Annotated in this window: 13 protein-coding genes; 10 read left to right on the top strand and 3 right to left on the bottom strand. The window is 63.1% G+C overall.

Features of this window, described 5'->3' with window-relative positions; translation table 11 throughout:
* Positions 1–286: 286 nt before the first annotated feature.
* From ACILSQ_RS13155 to ACILSQ_RS13165, 3 genes are read left to right on the top strand one after another with little or no spacing between them, the layout of a single operon-like run.
* Positions 287–1,318: a hypothetical protein gene (locus ACILSQ_RS13155; RefSeq protein ID WP_395744096.1), complete on the top strand. Its 1,032-nt coding sequence runs from the start codon at positions 287–289 to the stop codon at positions 1,316–1,318.
* A 51-nt stretch (positions 1,319–1,369) separates the two neighbouring features.
* Entirely contained in the window at positions 1,370–1,849 is a 480-nt protein-coding gene (locus ACILSQ_RS13160) for a YpsA SLOG family protein (RefSeq protein ID WP_395744097.1), read from the top strand.
* A gap of 53 nt (positions 1,850–1,902) precedes the next feature.
* The gene (locus ACILSQ_RS13165; RefSeq protein WP_395744098.1) at positions 1,903–3,219 is read left to right on the top strand and encodes a sodium:proton antiporter; all 1,317 of its coding nucleotides are present in this window, start codon (positions 1,903–1,905) and stop codon (positions 3,217–3,219) included.
* A gap of 19 nt (positions 3,220–3,238) precedes the next feature.
* Here the strand turns inward: ACILSQ_RS13165 and ACILSQ_RS13170 are convergent, their stop codons facing one another.
* Both ACILSQ_RS13170 and ilvE read right to left on the bottom strand, forming a co-directional pair.
* Positions 3,239–4,090, bottom strand: a complete 852-nt coding sequence (locus ACILSQ_RS13170; RefSeq protein ID WP_395744099.1) for a L,D-transpeptidase family protein — start codon at positions 4,088–4,090, stop codon at positions 3,239–3,241.
* Between the two features lie 65 nt (positions 4,091–4,155).
* A complete protein-coding gene (gene ilvE / locus ACILSQ_RS13175) occupies positions 4,156–5,043 on the bottom strand; it encodes a branched-chain-amino-acid transaminase (RefSeq protein WP_395744100.1) in 888 nt (295 codons plus the stop codon).
* Positions 5,044–5,156: 113 nt separating this feature from the next.
* Here ilvE and ACILSQ_RS13180 point away from each other — a divergent pair, with 113 nt between their 5' ends.
* The 6 genes from ACILSQ_RS13180 to ACILSQ_RS13205 all read left to right on the top strand — a co-directional run bounded on the left by ACILSQ_RS13180 (position 5,157) and on the right by ACILSQ_RS13205 (position 14,423).
* Complete coding sequence (locus ACILSQ_RS13180; protein ID WP_395744101.1) at positions 5,157–6,125, top strand: 3-hydroxy-5-phosphonooxypentane-2,4-dione thiolase; 969 nt, start codon at positions 5,157–5,159, stop codon at positions 6,123–6,125.
* A gap of 209 nt (positions 6,126–6,334) precedes the next feature.
* Positions 6,335–6,649 (top strand): DUF3817 domain-containing protein, encoded by a 315-nt coding sequence (locus ACILSQ_RS13185; protein ID WP_395744102.1) that lies wholly within the window; start codon positions 6,335–6,337, stop codon positions 6,647–6,649.
* Complete coding sequence (gene rnhA, locus ACILSQ_RS13190) at positions 6,646–7,146, top strand: ribonuclease HI (RefSeq protein WP_395744103.1); 501 nt, start codon at positions 6,646–6,648, stop codon at positions 7,144–7,146. Before ACILSQ_RS13185 ends, rnhA begins: the two co-directional genes overlap by 4 nt.
* 185 nt (positions 7,147–7,331) lie before the next feature.
* Positions 7,332–10,238, top strand: coding sequence for a DUF1549 and DUF1553 domain-containing protein (locus tag ACILSQ_RS13195; RefSeq protein ID WP_395744104.1), 2,907 nt, complete (start codon positions 7,332–7,334; stop codon positions 10,236–10,238).
* A complete protein-coding gene (locus ACILSQ_RS13200) occupies positions 10,235–11,644 on the top strand; it encodes a DUF1501 domain-containing protein (RefSeq protein WP_395744105.1) in 1,410 nt (469 codons plus the stop codon). The genes ACILSQ_RS13195 and ACILSQ_RS13200 overlap by 4 nt, the downstream gene beginning before the upstream one ends.
* A gap of 103 nt (positions 11,645–11,747) precedes the next feature.
* The gene (locus tag ACILSQ_RS13205; protein WP_395744106.1) at positions 11,748–14,423 is read left to right on the top strand and encodes an MGH1-like glycoside hydrolase domain-containing protein; all 2,676 of its coding nucleotides are present in this window, start codon (positions 11,748–11,750) and stop codon (positions 14,421–14,423) included.
* A gap of 41 nt (positions 14,424–14,464) precedes the next feature.
* On the opposite strand, the gene ACILSQ_RS13210 is transcribed toward ACILSQ_RS13205, so the two are convergent.
* Positions 14,465–15,358, bottom strand: coding sequence for a LysR family transcriptional regulator (locus ACILSQ_RS13210; RefSeq protein WP_395744107.1), 894 nt, complete (start codon positions 15,356–15,358; stop codon positions 14,465–14,467).
* Between the two features lie 139 nt (positions 15,359–15,497).
* On the opposite strand from ACILSQ_RS13210, the gene ACILSQ_RS13215 reads away from it, so the two are divergent.
* Positions 15,498–16,931 carry an MFS transporter gene (locus tag ACILSQ_RS13215; protein ID WP_395744108.1) on the top strand — a complete coding sequence of 478 codons (1,434 nt, stop codon included), beginning with the start codon at positions 15,498–15,500 and terminating at the stop codon, positions 16,929–16,931.
* Positions 16,932–16,954: the final 23 nt, after the last annotated feature.

Genomic DNA, 16,954 nt, shown 5'->3' on the forward strand with positions numbered 1-16,954 from the left:
CGTTCAGCCAAGCGGCCTTGAGCGTGCTGATGAGAACCCGCCTATGGAGCATGACGCCGACGTCGCGGAGGAGGCTGCGGTCAAAAGCGGTGATCATTCGATTGAGTTTGCGATGGCTGCGATGACAAAAAGACCGCACGTTCCCCGGCCTCCAAAAGGATGCAATGCAAAGGATTGGGCTATTTTCCAGGCCGGTTCCTCCGGCAGGCAGGCCTCCGGGCAAACCGCCACCCTGGCCGGCTTCCCCTCTTGATACTTGGAACGCAAAGTGCGACACACCCGCGGCATGAACGAAATCACCAGGCGCAAAAACTTCATCCCGGTCACCGATGAGCTGATCAGCTACCTCGACCAGTTCGGGCGCTGCTACTCGCTGCCGACGACGTATGATGAGCTGCGCAATTTTTCCGAAAGCTACCCGCTTTTCGACAAGGAGGGCAACGCCACCTACTGGAGCAGCGTGCTCTACCCGCGCGAGCTGCAGCAGGAGCTCTACCCCAAGCTCACCAGCATCTACTCCCAGCTCCGCACCGGAGATTTCCACGCCGTGCCGCATCTCTACATCGAACGCGTGGACTACTGTGAATTTGGCAACTCCCGCCCCTTCCGCGTGCGCGTGGTGAACCAGTACAATGACAACTACGACCACTTCTACGTGAAGACGGCGGACGCCTCCCGTGTGTATGGCCTGGAGCTGGAGCACCTGCTCTCCCCGAACCGCATCAACTACCTCATGCACCGCGGCGGCACGCTGGTGGAGGAGCACATCGCCGGCATTCCCGGAGACGCCTTCATCCGCGACTACCTCCGGCGCCCGGATTTCAACGGCGTCCGCCTTGCCAAGGAGTTCGTCAAATTCAGCGAGCGCTGCTTCATCCGCCTCCTGGGAGACATGCGCAGCTACAATTACGTCGTGGACATGACGCCCGACTTTGAAGAGGTGCAGTACCGGGTTCGGGCCATCGACTTTGACCAGCAGAGCTATGAAGGCCGCAAAAGCCTGTACCTCCCGCAGTTCTTCAAGGAGAACAACCCCGTGGTGCAGCTCTGCTCCTCATGCCTGAACTTCCCCACCATGAAGCAGTACCAGGAGGAGGAGCGCAGCCTCATCTCCCGCCGCTATCTCTCTGAGCACCAGCGCATCACCTCCCTCCTGCACTGCATGAAAAACAACGCGGTGGAGCCCTTTGAAAAGGTCGTCCAGCTCCGCTCGGAGCTCGGCCAGTTTCACAGTTCCCATATCTTTGACACCTGCAAATCCATGGGGGAAATCGTGGAGCGCAACCTTGACCTCCTGCTGGGGCGGCATCTTGAATAATGAGAGATCGCGCTTGCCCCCGGGCCTCTCCTGATTTCTGCTGAACCTTCCATGCCTTTCAAACTTGTCATCATCACGGGCGCCCAGATGGGCGTCGAACGCGCCACGCTTGACTGGGCGCTGAAGCACGAATTTCCGCACGGCGGCTGGTGCACCAAGGGCCTGCTCTCCGCCGCGGAGCCGCTGGACCCGCGCTACAAGCTCAAGGAAGGCGAAACGGCAAACCTGCTGGAGGCGGTGGGCTCCAACGTGCGTGACGCGGAGGCCACCCTGGTCTTCACCGTCGCCGCCAAGGCCGCCGGCGCCGCCCAGAAGGCGGTGAGCGCGGCGAAAAAGCAGAAAAAGCCCGTGCTGCACGTGCACCGCGGCATTCTCGGTGTTTCCGAAAAAATCGTGGCTTTCCTGGACAAGCATTACATCCGCCGGCTTCACATCACCGGTTCTGTGGATGCGGACGAGCCCGGTGTCAGCGACTGGGCGGCCAGCGAGCTGGAAAAGGCAAAGGCCATTTTGGACCGCCGGCCCGAATAAACTGTCCGGGGCGGACGGATCGTCCTGATCCCTCCGCGCCCCCCCTCCCCCGCATGATCTTTGCCGCCAGCGCCCCGGTTCATGCCGCATTGCCCCACGCGGGCATGCTGGCACCGTTTGTCATCCTGCTGCTTTGCATCGCTCTGATGCCGCTGTTCGCCGCGCACTTTTGGGAGCATCATTATCCAAAGGTCGCAGTGGCGCTGGGATTGGTCACCGCGGTGTATTATGCCCTTGTGCGGGGCGACTGGCATCCGCTCCATCATGCGGCCCAGGAGTACGTCAGCTTCATGGCGCTGGTGGGCTCCCTCTTCGTCATTTCCGGCGGCATCAACATCCGCGTCAAGGGCGAGGCGACTCCGCTGGTGAACACGCTCTACCTGCTGATCGGCGCGGTGCTGGCCAACTTCATCGGCACCACCGGCGCCTCCATGCTGCTGATCCGTCCGTGGATCCGGATGAACAAGTTCCGCATCACCGGCTTCCACATCGTCTTCTTCATTTTCATCGTCAGCAACGTGGGCGGCTGCCTCACGCCCATTGGCGATCCGCCGCTCTTCCTGGGCTTTCTGCGCGGAGTGTCCTTTTTCTGGGTGCTGCAGCACTGCTGGCAGGCCTGGGCCCTTACCGTGGCGCTCCTGCTCGGCGCCTTCTTCATTCTGGACACCCGCAACTTCATCCGCATTCCCAAGCAGATCCGTGACGCGGAAACGGCGCACGAGGACTGGCGCTTCCGGGGTCTGCTCAATCTCGTCTGGCTCGGCGTGGTGCTCGCGGCGGTCTTTCTGCCGAAAGGAGTGCAGGAGACCACGCTGCTGGGGGTCTTCACCGTCCCTGCCCTGATCATGCTCGCCGCCGCGGCTGCCTCCTACTTCACCACGAAAGCAGCGGTGCATGAGGCCAACGATTTCAGCTTCGGACCGGTCAAGGAAGTGGGCTTTCTGTTCGTCGGCATTTTCCTCACCATGATTCCCGCGCTGCAGATCCTGCAAAGCGGGCAGGCGGTGCAGATCACCTCGCCCATGCAGTATTATTTCGCCACCGGAGCTCTCTCCGCCTTCCTCGATAACGCCCCCACCTACCTCTCCTTCCTCGCCGCCTCCATGGGACAGGCGCACCTCTCGGTGGACTCCCATGGCGATGTCGTGAAGTTTGCCGCCGAGCACGCGCCCCATCTCATCGCCATTTCGCTCGGCGCCGTGTTCTTTGGCGCGGGCAGCTACATCGGCAACGGCCCCAACTTCATGGTCAAGGCCATCGCTGACAAATCCCAGGTCAACGCCCCTTCCTTCCTCGCCTACATGTTCCGTTTCTCCATCCCCATCCTGCTGCCCATCCTCATCATCGTGGGCTGGATCATGGTGAAGTGAGCCTGAAGGGGACGCCCTGCTACTGCTGCAGATAGATCGTGGCCCCGCGCGGCGGCCTCCGTGTCCAGTTAAACCAGGAGCCCAGTCCCGATGACGATTTGGAATTTTCCACAATGGCGCGGCGCACGGTTGTTTTGGGCCTGGCCTCCTTTTTCGCTTCCGCCACCTCAGGGGCTTTGGCCTTTTCCTTGGCCTTGTCCTTGGCCTTGTCCTTCTGCTTCTTCTTCTCAGCCTCGTGCTCGTCCTCGATCTTTTCCACCCCGATCGGAATGGCGGACTCAGTGGCCGCCAGCGCGCTTTCCCCGGTGATCTCCACCGGCGTTCCTTCCGGAGTCTCCTTGAAGAAAATGACGGCCATCTTGGTGGGCAGGCGAATGCAGCCATGGGAGGCCGGATAGCCCGGCAGATAGCCTTCGTGCATGCCGATGCCGCCCACAATGCGCATGAAGTAGCGCATGTTGGCGCCCTGATAGGTCGTGCCCGGCGGCGCGGGATCTTTGCGCGTATCCACATCCGCCTGCACCACATTGCCCCCCTTGTCCACGTAGGCCCCGAAGAGCGAGGAGCGATGGTCGATGTCCTTGTCCAGAATGCGGTAGGACCCCGTCACCGTGCCGTGGCTCTCACGTCCGGAGGAGATCGGCGAGACGCCCACGAGTTCCTTGCCCTTGTAGTAGTGCACCCGCTGCGTGCTGAGATTGATGACGATTTTGGGCTTCCCCACAACGCCATCGCCCCGCCACCAGGCGCGGCTCTTGAGAGGATTGTCCGCCACTTCCTCTTCGGATGACGAGCAGCCGACACCGGACAGCGACCATGCCAAAACCAGCAGGCTCCTTGTCAGGAGAGCGAATGGATTTTTGGGATTCATTCCAGGGAGGAACTTGCATTTAGCGGGCCATTTTCCAACTGGAATTTGAGCCGCCAGACGCCGCATCACTTGTAGGTCACCGCGGTGCCGGTGCTGTTCGCCAGCGCCTTGAAGCGCTTCGTCAGCTCCTGCGTCAGCTTGCCAGGCTTGCCGTCGCCGATGGGGCGGCGGTCATATTTCACGGCCGGGATGACCTCGGCGGCGGTGCCGGTGAGGAAGCACTCGTCCGCCGTATAAATGTCAAAGCGCGTCATCACCGCCTCCGTGCAGGGACTGCCCATTTCGGCGAGGATTTCCATCACCGCGCGGCGGGTGATGCCGTCCAGCGCGCCGGAGGAGATCGGCGGCGTGGTGACCTTGCCGTTTTTCACGATGAAGACGTTGTCTCCGGTGCATTCGGAGACGTAGCCCTGGTCGTTGAGCATGATGCCTTCGTCACATCCGGCCTGCAGACACTCGATCTTGGCCATGATGTTGTTGAGGTAGTTCAGGCTCTTCACCTGCGGGCTGAGGGCCGCGGAGTTCGGGCGGCGGGTGCCGCAGGTGATGAGCTCCAGGCCTTTCTCGTAACGCTCCGCCGGATACAGCGTGATGCTGCTGGCGATGATGAAGACGCTGGCCTTCGGGCACTGGTAGGGATTCAGCCCCAGCGAGCCCACGCCACGGGTGATGACGAGGCGGATGTACCCGTCGCGCAGGTTGTTTGCCGCCACGGTGTCGAGGGTGGCTTTTTCCATTTCCTCAAACGAGATCGGGACGGTCAGGCAGATGGCCTTGGCGCAGTCATACAGGCGGTGCAGGTGCTCCGTCAGACGGAACACACGGCCGTTGTAAATGCGGATGCCCTCAAATACTCCGTCTCCATAAAGCAGGCCGTGGTCGAAGACAGAGATCTTCGCCTCGGATTCAGGAACGAGTTTGCCATCAAGGTATATGAGGAGATTTGCGGACATGGGGCCGGTAAGAACCACAGCCGGAAGGGTTTTGCAAGCGCTGGCAATGTGCTTGCGCATGGCCGATTCGCGCCCATCCTGCGCGCCCGTTTAACCCGCACCCCAGAAACACCATGGCCGACATCTCCACCAGCGCAGCAGACAAGAAGGAAAAGGAATACTTCACGAACACGCCTCAGGAAGCCCCCGGCTTCTTCCTCAAGGGCTGCCACCAGTATGACTGGGGCCTCAAAAACCGCCTCTCCAAAGTCTTCAACCCCAAGGACGGCCGCACCGTCATGCTCGCCTTCGACCACGGTTATTTCCAGGGCCCCACCACCGGCCTGGAGCGCGTGGACCAGACCATCCTCCCCCTCGCCCCCTGGGCAGACTGCCTCATGCTCACCCGCGGCATCCAGCGCAGCGTCATCCCCGCCTCCACCACCAAGGCCATCGCCCTGCGTGCCTCCGGCGGCACCTCGATGATCAGCCCCATGGAAGAATGGGAAGGCGAGATCGACGGCAAAAAGGCCAAGTTCGGCCGTCCCGGCTTTGAACCCCTCTCTAACGAAAGCACCGCTCTCAACATCGAAGAAGCCATCCGCCTCAATGCCGCCGTGCTGGCCGTGCAGGTCTTCATCGGCAGCGCCTATGAGCGCCAGTCCCTCAAGAACCTCACCGACCTCGTCGATGCCGCCAGCCGCTACGGCATCGCCGTCATGGGCGTGACCGCCGTGGGTCGCGCGATGGCCCGCACGCCGCAGTACTTCCGCCTCGCCACCCGCATCATGGCAGAGCTCGGCGCGAATGTGGTGAAGTGCTACTACACCGAGAAGGAATTCGACACCGTCACCAGCTGCTGCCCCGTGCCGATCGTGATCGCCGGCGGTAAAAAGCTTCCCGAACTCGACGCCCTGAAGATGTGCGCCAACGCCATCAAGCAGGGAGCCAGCGGCGTGGACATGGGCCGCAACATCTTCCAGAGCGACGCCCCTGTCTCCATGATGCAGGCCGTCCACGGCGTGGTCCACGGCGGCCTCAATGCCAACAAGGCCTTCGAACTCTACAACGACCTGAAGAAGAAGGAGCTGAAGAAGAAGTAAGCCTTCAAGCCACCCAAACGCATTCACAGAAGGGGGATCATCTTGATCCCCCTTCTTTTTTCGCGAAGCCAGATTTTGAAACCACTAATCGGACACTAATGGAACACTAATGCCGGAATTCAGAATGGGATTAGTGTTCGATTAGTGGTTTCAAAATCCGGTCCGAATTCCCTTCCCGCCCGCATCACCCCATGCTACAGCCCCCGCCAATGAAACACCCTGTCTCATTTCTGCGCAAAGTCACCCTGCTCGAAGGGATATCCTATCTTGTCCTGCTCTTCATCGCCATGCCGCTGAAGTACTTCTGGAGCATGCCCATGGCGGTCAAAATTGCCGGCTCTGTGCATGGCGGTTTGTTCGTGCTTTTCTGCTTCGCGCTTTCTCGCGTCATGCTGCACACCAAGTGGCCCTTCAGCCGTGCCGCGCTGCTCTTTGTCGCCTCGCTGATTCCTTTCGCCCCTTTCTTCATCGACCGCCGCATGCGTGCCTGGGCGGCGGAAGACTCCACCCAGACGCAGGCGTGAAGAAGGTCCTCATTCACTCGGACGGCGGCTGTCATGGCAATCCCGGCCCCGGAGGCTGGGCCGCCGTGCTGGCCTATGGCAGGCATGTGCGCGAAATCAAAGGCGGCAATCCCGCCACCACCAACAACCGCATGGAGCTGCAGGCGGCCATCGAGGCCCTGCGCATTCTCAAGGAGCCCTGCGAGATCGACTTCCACACCGACTCCCAGTACGTGCGCCAGGGCATCAGCCAGTGGATCGCCGGATGGAAGCGCAACGGCTGGCGCACCAGCACCAAGCAGCCCGTGAAAAACGCCGATCTCTGGCGCGCGCTTGATGCCGCCACCGCGCAGCACAAGATCCAGTGGCACTGGGTCAAAGGCCACGCCGGCCACACCGAAAACGAACGCTGCGACACCCTGGCCAACGAAGCCATCGCCGCCGTCAAAGCCGCGCATACACCGCAGCAGCTTTACGCGTTGCTCGAGGAGTTCAAGGCGCAGACGGAAGCCCTATAGGCTGCAGGTCATGGCAACCGCCACACACAGCGCGATAGAGCGTTTTGAAGGGACTCGTACCCTGCAACGTTGTGAATTTGTTCAATCCATGGGTCCCCCGCCCTTTTCTTTCGTCCGGCAAAATCCTGGTGCTTGCTGCTTTTTGTTCAGTTGCGGCTGACCGCTCCCGCGGTACGCCCCCGGAATTGCAAGCCGCAGACACCAAGGCGGCAAAGACCTGGGAACAAGAGTTTGCCGCGCGCAAGGGCTGGTGGGCCCTTCAGCCAGAGACTGACAGCAAACCTCCGGTGGTCAGGGATGAGGCATGGTCTCACAGTGCGGTGGACCGCTTTCTGCGCGCCCGGATGGAGGCCGTCAATGTCGTGCCAGCAGCCATGGCGGAGCCAAGAGTGCTGATACGCCGTGCCACGCTGGTGCTGACGGGCCTGCCGCCGACGCCGGAGGAAGTGAACGCCTTTGTGACAGCCTGGAGCCGCGATGCGCGTGGCGCCTACGAGGCGCTGGTGGACCGCCTGCTGGCGTCACCACATTTTGGCGAACGCTTTGCGCGGCACTGGATGGATGTGGTGCGCTTCAGCGAAACGAACGGCAGCGAGTTCAACTACGACGTGCCCTTCGCATGGAGGTACCGGGACTATGTCATCCGCGCCTTCAACGGTGACGTGCCGTATGACCACCTGGTGCGCGAGCACATCGCCGGCGACCTACTGCCGCAGCCCCGGCGCAATCCGGCGGATGATCTGAACGAGTCGGCCATCGGCACGGCGTTTTATCGTTTCGGCGAAGTCAGCCAGCAGAGCTGCGTGGAGTTTCGGATCGTGGGCTTTGACATTGCGGACAACCAGCTCGACACGCTGACCAAGACCTTCCAGGCCAGCACGGTGGCCTGCGCGCGCTGCCATGACCACAAGCTCGATGCCATCCTGACAAAGGACTACTACGCGCTCCTGGGCGTGCTGCGCAGCTCGCGTGCTGTCCAGCGCACGCTCGACGGGCCCGCAGCCAACCGTGCGCCGATGGAACGGCTGCGCGCGCTCAAGCAGCAGTTGCGCACCGCACTGGCGGCCGTCTGGCGAGAGGAAGCAAGCGCCATCAATGCAGAGTCATTCGCCAAACTGAGCAGCGCGGCACCGCCGCCGGTGGGCGATCCGCTGCACGCCTGGCACGCTCTGTCCAAAGTTCCCGCACAGGGCATCGCGGAGACGTGGTCCAAACTCGCCGCGGAGCAAGCCGGTGCCTCGGCAGCCGCAGCGGAGTTCAACCGGAAGAACTTCACCACGCTGGCGGACTTTCGCAGCGGCTTCAACGGCTGGACCACCGACGGCATGGGCCTGCGCGACGGCACAGGGCGCAGCGGCGACTTTGCGGTAGCCTGTGAAGGAGGCTCAGCCGTGAAGGCGGTGCTGCCCGCAGGCGCGTTCACCTTTGCGCTGTCAGACAAGCTCAATGGCGCGCTGCGTTCTCCGCCCCTGAAGCGCACGCAGGGCAATGTCAGCTTTGAGGTCGTAGGCGGGCACAACAGCCTGGCCCGGCTGGTCTTCAACAACTGCCAGCTCAGCGCGCACCAGAAGTCACTGCACCACCAGGACTGGACCTGGCTCACCGTGCCCTTTCCCGGCGGCACGGACGATCTGCATCCGTATGCGGAGCTGATGACGTTCTGGGACAACCCCAAATTTCCCGAACCGCAGGGCGATGGTACCGACAAGGACTCCGGCGTCCAGCGCGGCACCTGGAGCGAGCATGCCAAAAACCCCCGCACCTGGTGGGGCGTGCGCCGCATCGTGATGCACAACGTGGGCGAACCACCGAAGGATGAGCTCACGCGTCTGGCACACCTGTTCGAGGGGGCGCCGCCAGCCTCCATGGATGCCGCCGCCGCGCGCTACGCCCAGATCGCGCAGCAGGCCGTCGCCGCCTTTGCCGCTGACCAGGCGGGAGATGACGAGGTGGCATGGCTGGAGTGGCTGATAAAGCGCGGGCTGCTCTCCAATCGTGCGGATGCCTCGCCAAAAGTCGCGCGGCTCATCGGGGAGTATCGTGCCGTTGAAGGCCGGGACCTCTCCCTGCCGCATATGATGCCGGGAGTCGCGGACGAGGGCGCCGGCTTTGAGCAGGCGCTGCTGGCACGCGGAGACATCATGAAGCCGGGAGCCCCCGTGGCGCACGGCTATCTTGAGGCGCTTTCGAGCCCGGCCTTCACCTCGAAGGGCAGCGGCCGGCGCGAACTCGCGGACCTCATTGCCAGCGCGGACAATCCGCTGACGGCTCGCGTCATGGTGAACCGCATCTGGCAGTGGATCTTCGGCGTGGGACTGGTACGGACGCCGGACGACTTCGGCCATTTGGGCGAGCAGCCCTCGCATCCACAGCTGCTGGATCATCAGGCCCGGCGTTTCGTGGCCGAGGGCTGGTCGGTGAAAAAGCTTGTGCGTGCGCTGGTGCTCAGCCGTGCCTTCCAGTCGGCCGCCGTGCCCACTCCGTCCGCCTCGGAGCGTGATCCGCAGAACACGCTGCTCTCGCACTTTTCCGCCCGGCGGGCGGAGGCCGAAGTCATCCGTGATGCCATGCTCGCGGCATCCGGGCGGCTGGATGCGACCTTGTTCGGACCGAGCATTGATCCCTACCGTGAACAGCCGGACCGTCAGTCGCGGCTTTTCGCCGGGCCGCTGGATGGAAACGGCCGCCGCAGCATTTACATCAAGTTCCAACTGCTGGAAGCAGCACGCTTTCTCAGCGCCTTCAACCTGCCCGGCGGCAAGGTGGCGGAAGGCCGGCGCGACAGCAGCAACGTGCCGGCGCAGAGCCTCGCCCTGCTCAATGACCCGTTTGTCATCGCCATGGCGGAGGCCTGGGCGGGGCGGCTGGTGAAAGACGGTGGCACCAGCATCGACACGCGCGTGGAGGCCATGTTTCAGACGGCGCTGAACCGGCCGCCCTCGCCTGCCGAGCGTGCGCGCGTCGGCACCGCGATCAAGAGTTTTGCCTCGCAGCATCAGGTGGCGCCGGAGGGCTTGCTGGCCAGCCGCGCGGTCTGGAAGGACGCAGCCCATGCGTTCTTCAACTTCAACGAATTCATCTTCATCCCATGAGCGGCCTGTCACCCCTTCCAGAACCGCAGGGCCCCGGTCGGCCCCTCACTCGCCGCAGCCTGCTGCAGAGCAGCGCCACGAGCTTTGGCTGGCTGGCGTTTTCAGCGCTGCAGCAGCAGCAGCGCGCGTCCGCCGCCGGAGCATTCACGCAGGGCCCGCATTTCGCCCCACGCGCCAAGAGCGTGATCTTCCTGTTCATGGACGGCGGCGTCTCGCATGTGGACACCTTTGATCCAAAGCCCGAGCTGACCAAGCGCGACGGCGAGCCCTCCACGGTGAACAAATCCCGCAAATGGGTGAAGAGCCCGTGGGCCTTTGCGCAGCACGGCCAGAGCGGCGCATGGGTCAGCGAACTGTTCCCGCAGATCGCCACGTGCGTGGATGATCTGGCCATCGTGCGGTCGATGAAGGCGGACCTGCCGATTCATTCGACCGGCAACTTCAAGCTGCACACCGGGCACAACCTCGCCGGGCGCCCGAGCCTGGGTTCATGGGCGGCCTACGGCCTCGGCACGGAGAATGAAAATCTGCCCGGCTACATCGTCCTCAGCTTCGGACACCTGCCGGCGGGCGGCTCGGAGGTGATCTCCAACGGCTTCCTGCCCTCATCCCATGCGCCCACCCTGCTGCGTGCGGAAGGCGCCCCCATTGAAAACATCGTTCCGGCAGACCCGGCGGCCTTGCAGCGCACCAAGCTCGATTTGCTCCGTGGCCAGGACACGGACTTCGCCGCGCAGCTCGGTGGCAGCGAGGCCGTGGAGAGCGCCATTCGCAACCACGAGCTTGCGGCGCGCATGCAGATGCTCGTGCCGGACGTCCTCGATGAATCGCGGGAAACCAAGGCCACACGCGAGCTCTATGGCATGGACGACGCTGATCCCCACACGCGCTTGTACGCAAGGCAGTGCCTGCGCGCGCGGCGGCTCGTCGAGGCCGGCGTGCGCTTTATACAGGTAAACTGCCCGCCGGGGCGGCCCAGCGGCGTCTGGGATCAGCATGACGGCCTGAAAAAGGAGCATGAGAAAAACGCGCGCCACACTGACCGCGCCATCGCCGCGCTCATCAAGGACCTCGGGCAGCGCGGCCTGCTCGACACCACGCTCATCGTCTGGGCCGGCGAATTTGGGCGCACGCCGCATGCGCCCAAGCCCGACGGACGCGATCACCACCCCGAGGGCTTTTCCGTCTTCCTGGCAGGCGGAGGGGTGAAAGGAGGCGTCGTGCATGGCGCCACCGATGAGTTTGGCATCAATGCCGTGGAGGACGTGTGTGACCTCCACGATCTGCACGCCACCATCCTGCATCTCCTCGGGCTCGACCACGAGCGCCTCACCTTCCGCACCTCCGGCCGCGACTTCCGCCTCACCGATGTGGCGGGGCGGGTGATCCGCAAGATCCTGGCATAAAAGGGCCTTTCATGCTGGCTGTTCAGGAATGGCATGCGGTCGCGCCACATGCCCGCCCGCTATAAATACTGGCGGCTCGCGCCGGCAGCGTCAAAGTTCACTCATGCCACCACCTGCCACTCCAGAACATGAACGGCTCCTCGCGGATCGTGAGCGCCGGGCTAACTGGAAACGCTGGGGCCCCTACCTTTCCGAGCGCCAGTGGTCCACCGTGCGCGAGGACTACTCAGCCGATGGCGATGCCTGGGAGTCCTTCCCTCACGAGCAGGCGCATGCGCGGGCGTATCGCTGGGGTGAGGACGGACTGCTGGGCATCACGGACCGCCAGTGCCGGCTGTGCTTTGCTCTCGCGCTATGGAATCACCGCGATCCCATCCTCAAAGAGCGTCTCTATGGCCTGACGGGACCGCAGGGCAACCACGCCGAGGACGTCAAGGAGCTGTACTACTATCTGGATTCCACTCCGACGCACTCGTACCTGAAGGCGCTTTACAAATATCCGCAGGCAGAGTTTCCCTACCAGAAGCTGGTGGAGGAAAACGCAAAGCGCGGGCTTGGCGACCCCGAGTTTGAAATCACCGACACCGATGCTTTCGAGGATGAGCGCTACTTCGATGTCTTCGCCGAGTACGCCAAAGCGGCGCCGGAGGACATCCTGATCCGCATCACACTGCACAACCGGGGGCCTGAAGCCGCACCCCTGGATGTGCTGCCCACGCTCTGGTACCGCAACACATGGTCCTGGGACGAAGGGGTCAGACGCCCGCAGCTCAAGCCGGCTGACGGCATGATCACGTGCTCACACAGCGGCCTGGATTCCCGTCTTGTGGAGGATCTGGGAAGCCACTGCCTGCAGGCAGCACCTGCCAGCGATGGCACGGTGCCGCAGTGGCTCTTCACCGACAACGACAGCAATCAGGAGCGGCTCTTTGCCTCGCCCAATGACTCGGCGTTCACCAAGGATGCTTTTCATCGTTACCTGATCTCAGGCGAGGAGAATGCGGTCAATCCTGCGCAAACCGGCACCAAGGCCGCCGCCCTCTACCGCCTGAAGATTCCGGCCGGCGGAAGTATCACGCTCAGCCTCCGGCTTTGCGAAAAGACACTCAGCTCCGCCACGAATTTTGGCCCCCGGTTTGAGGAGGTGTTCAAGCAGCGGATCGAGGAGGCTGATGCGTTTTACCACACGGTCACTGCGCCCGATCCGGTGCATGCACAGATCCAGCGGCAGGCTTTCGCCGGGCTGCTCTGGTCAAAGCAGTTCTATCATTATGTGGTGGCCGAGTGGCTGCAGGGAGACCCGGCCTACCCGCCACCGCCGGAGAGCCGCAAGGGCGGCCGCAATCACCACTGGCAGCACCTGTATGCGCGGGATGTGCTCTCCATGCCGGACAAGTGGGAGTACCCCTGGTTTGCCGCGTGGGATGCGGCCTTCCACATGCTGCCCTTTGCCGAGCTGGATCCGGACTTCGCCAAGGAGCAGCTCCTGCTCTTTCTGCGGGAGTGGTACATGCACCCAAACGGCCAGCTCCCCGCCTACGAGTGGAAATTCAGCGATGTGAACCCGCCCGTGCATGCCTGGGCCTGCTGGCGTGTGTATAAAATCACCGCGCCCGCGGGGAAGCGTGACCGGGAATTCTTGGAGCGCTGCTTCCAGAAGCTGCTGCTCAACTTCACCTGGTGGGTGAACCGCAAGGACAGCGAGGGGCACAATCTCTTTTCCGGCGGCTTCCTCGGCCTGGACAACATCGGCATCTTTGACCGCTCCCAGCCGCTGCCCGGCGGCGAGCGCCTGGAGCAGGCGGACGGCACAGGGTGGATGGCCTTTTACGCGCTGACGATGCTGAACATGGCGCTGGAGCTGGCGCAGCGCCCTGATGGAACGGTGAACACTGCGTATGAAGACATGGCCTCGAAGTTCTTCGAGCACTTCGTCGAGATCGTCGATGCCATCAACACGCTGGGCGATGAAGGTTTGTGGGATGAGGTGGACGGCTTTTATTACGACGAACTTCACAACGACGGGCGGCCTGCCGTGCTCCTGCGCACACGTTCTCTTGTGGGCCTGGTGCCATTGATCGCCGTGGAGCTGCTGGACGAAGGCCGCATTGCCTCGCTGCCAGGGTTTAAGAAGCGCATGGACTGGTTCCTGCGGTATCGCGCAGACCTCTCGCATCATGTGAGCTACTGCGAGAGCGGCGGCACGCATGGTCACCGCCTGCTGGCCATCCCATCACGCCAGAAACTGGAACGCCTGCTCGGCTACCTGCTCAACGAAGAAGAGTTCCTCTCCCCCTTCGGCATTCGGTCGCTTTCCAAATACCACGAGGAGCATCCCTTCACGCTGCAGCTTAACGGCAGCGAACTGACCGTGCGCTACGTGCCCGGGGAGAGCGACAGCCACATGTTTGGCGGCAATTCCAACTGGCGCGGGCCGGTGTGGTTCCCGCTCGCCTACCTGATCGTGGAGGCGCTGGAGCGCTACCATCATTTCTATGGCAATCATTTCACCATCGAGCTTCCCACCGGCAGCGGTCAGCAGGTGACTTTGCAGGGTGCGGCGAATGAAATCTCCCGCCGCCTGACCCGCCTCTTTGAGCCGGATGCCAGCGGCCACCGTCCCTGCCATAACGGCGACGTCCGCTATGCCACAAATCCCGCGTGGAAGGATCTGGTTCTCTTCCACGAATACTTCCACGCCGACACCGGCCGCGGCTGCGGTGCCTCCCATCAAACCGGCTGGACGGCGCTGGTGGCACGGCTGGTGCGCAAGCGGTAGGGGCGCGAGCGTTCCTTCTGCAAGGGAGCTGCAGGCGGGCATCACTTCCCCGCGCAAATTTCCCTCAAATGCCCTCGCAGCCAGCGGTGTGCTGCATCGGCATCCATTCGCGGGTGCCAGAGCATCGACACGGTGAACTCAGGCACGGAGACTGGCAGCGCAAAGGAATGCATCCCCACGCGCAGGCTTGCTGTGTGCCGGTCTGGAACACAGGCGATCAAATCGCTCGACCGGGCCAGCGCCACCGCCGTCGAAAAACCAGCCGTGACCGTGGCGATTTCCCGCTCCAGTCCGAGCGGCAGCAGGGCCTCATCGATGGGTCCTCTTTCATCCCCCTCCCGCGACACCTGCACATGCCTGCCCGCGGAAAACCGGGAGGGAGTGATCCGCCCTTTGCACAGCGGATGCTTCATGCGCACGACGCCGATGAGACGGTCTCGAAACAAGGCCTGCGTGCGCAGTTCCGGGCTCGTGGTCGCTTCCACCACGCCGGTCTCCAGATCCACCGCTCCATCGCGCAGCGGCGCGCTGTTTTTGTCCGGCTTCTGCACAAAGCGCAGCTTCACGCCCGGAGCCTCTTCATTGAGACGGGCGATCAGGCGGGGACCAAAGTTTTCCACAAATCCTTCGCTGGTGCGCAGGGTGAAGGTTCGGACCAGCCGTTTCAGGTTCAGCTTTTGAGCAGGGCGAAACACCGCCCCCGCATCCTCCACAAGCCGCCCGACATGCTCGCGAAGGTCGAGCGCGCGCGGCGTGGGCACGAGACCACGCCCCGCCCTGACCAGCAGCGGGTCCCCCACCGCGTCACGCAGCCGTGCGAGCGCCCGGCTCATCGCGGAAGGGCTGAGGCGCAGCCGCCGTGCCGCCCGCGCCACGCTGCCCTCCGTGAGCAGGGCATCGAGTGTGAAGAGCAGGTTGAGATCAGGCTTGGTCATTGCTGGCGCACATGATGACCTGAATGTGACATGGCGTCAAACGCACGGATCAAGTGCAAACCGTGCATTTTCCGCCTGTCTAAAAATGAGCGATCCCTTTCGTGGCTCGTGAAGAGCGGGCCGGAACCACAAACCGCTTATGACAACATTCCTCGACAAAACAGATCGCCGGCCTCTCGAAGCTGCCACGCAAAATTCCTTCCGCCCCTGGGCGCTTGCCAGTCTTTCGCTCTCGATGCTGCTGTCATCTCTCGGCACCAGCATCGCCAATGTCGGCCTGCCCGTGCTTGGCGAAGTTTTCGCCGCATCGTTTCAGGAAGTGCAATGGGTGGTGCTCGCCTACCTCCTGGCCATCACCGCGCTCATCGTCGGCGCCGGACGCCTCGGCGACATCATGGGTCGCAGGAGGCTGCTGCTGTCCGGCCTTTCTCTTTTCACCGTGGCCTCCATTGCCTGCGGAACGGCCGGCACGCTCAGGCTGCTGATCGCCGCGCGCGCGGCCCAAGGTCTCGGCGCGGCCATCATGATGGCGCTCACCATGGCATTTGCTGGTGGGATCACGCCGAAGGAAAAGACCGGCAGCGTCATGGGCATGCTGGGCACGATGTCAGCCATCGGCACCGCACTCGGCCCCACGCTGGGCGGCACGATTATCGCAGGATGGAGCTGGCGCGGGCTCTTTCTGATCAATGTCCCGCTGGGCCTGCTGACCTTGGTGCTTGCCTGGATTTACCTGCCAGCCGGGCCCGCAAAGCCCTTGGCGGAGCGGCCTCGTTTCGACCACGCAGGGACATGGCTGCTGGCACTCTCCCTCGCTGCCTATGCCCTGGCCATGACTCTCGGCCGCAGCCATTTCGAGCTGCGCAGCGGGGTGCTGCTGCTGGGGGCCGCTGTTGGGGGCGGCCTGTTCGTGCTCGTCGAAAGGCGCTCACCGTCGCCTTTGATCCGCCTGAGCATGCTTCGCGATCCGCGGCTGAGTGCAAATCTGGTCATGAGCGTGCTGGTTTCTGCCGTGGTGATGACCACCCTGGTGGTCGGGCCGTTTTATCTGACCCGGGCGCTCGGGCTTGATGCCGCCCATGCAGGGCTGGTGATGTCGGTGGGGCCGCTGGCTGCGGCGCTGACGGGTGTTCCGGCTGGTCGCGTTGCGGATCGCTGGGGCGCGCCGCGCATGATCCTTGCGGGGCTCATCGGCATGGCGGTTGGCTGCTTGCTCCAATCTTTGCTGCCAGACACGGCCGGAAGCGCCGGCTACGTCGCCGCCCTCGTCATCCTCACCACTGGTTATGCGTTGTTCCAGACCGCCAGCAACACCTCCGTCATGGCCGGCGCCGCTGCGGAAAATCGGGGCGTCATTTCCGGCATGCTCAATCTGTCCCGCAATCTGGGCCTCATCACCGGCACAGCCGTGATGGGTGCGGTGTTTGCGCATGCGGCAGGAGCATCCCACATCACCACCGCGTCCGCGGATGCCATTGCTTCAGGGATGCGCACCACCTTCACCATCGCGACGGCGCTGATCTTGGTTGCAATCCTTATCTCCATCATCGCACGCCCGAAGGCCCCCTTTTAATTCGCGTTCCACGCGCATGCTGG

Origin of the sequence: Prosthecobacter sp. (genome assembly GCF_044227185.1) — a bacterium.
In the GTDB taxonomy this organism is placed as follows: domain Bacteria; phylum Verrucomicrobiota; class Verrucomicrobiia; order Verrucomicrobiales; family Verrucomicrobiaceae; genus Prosthecobacter.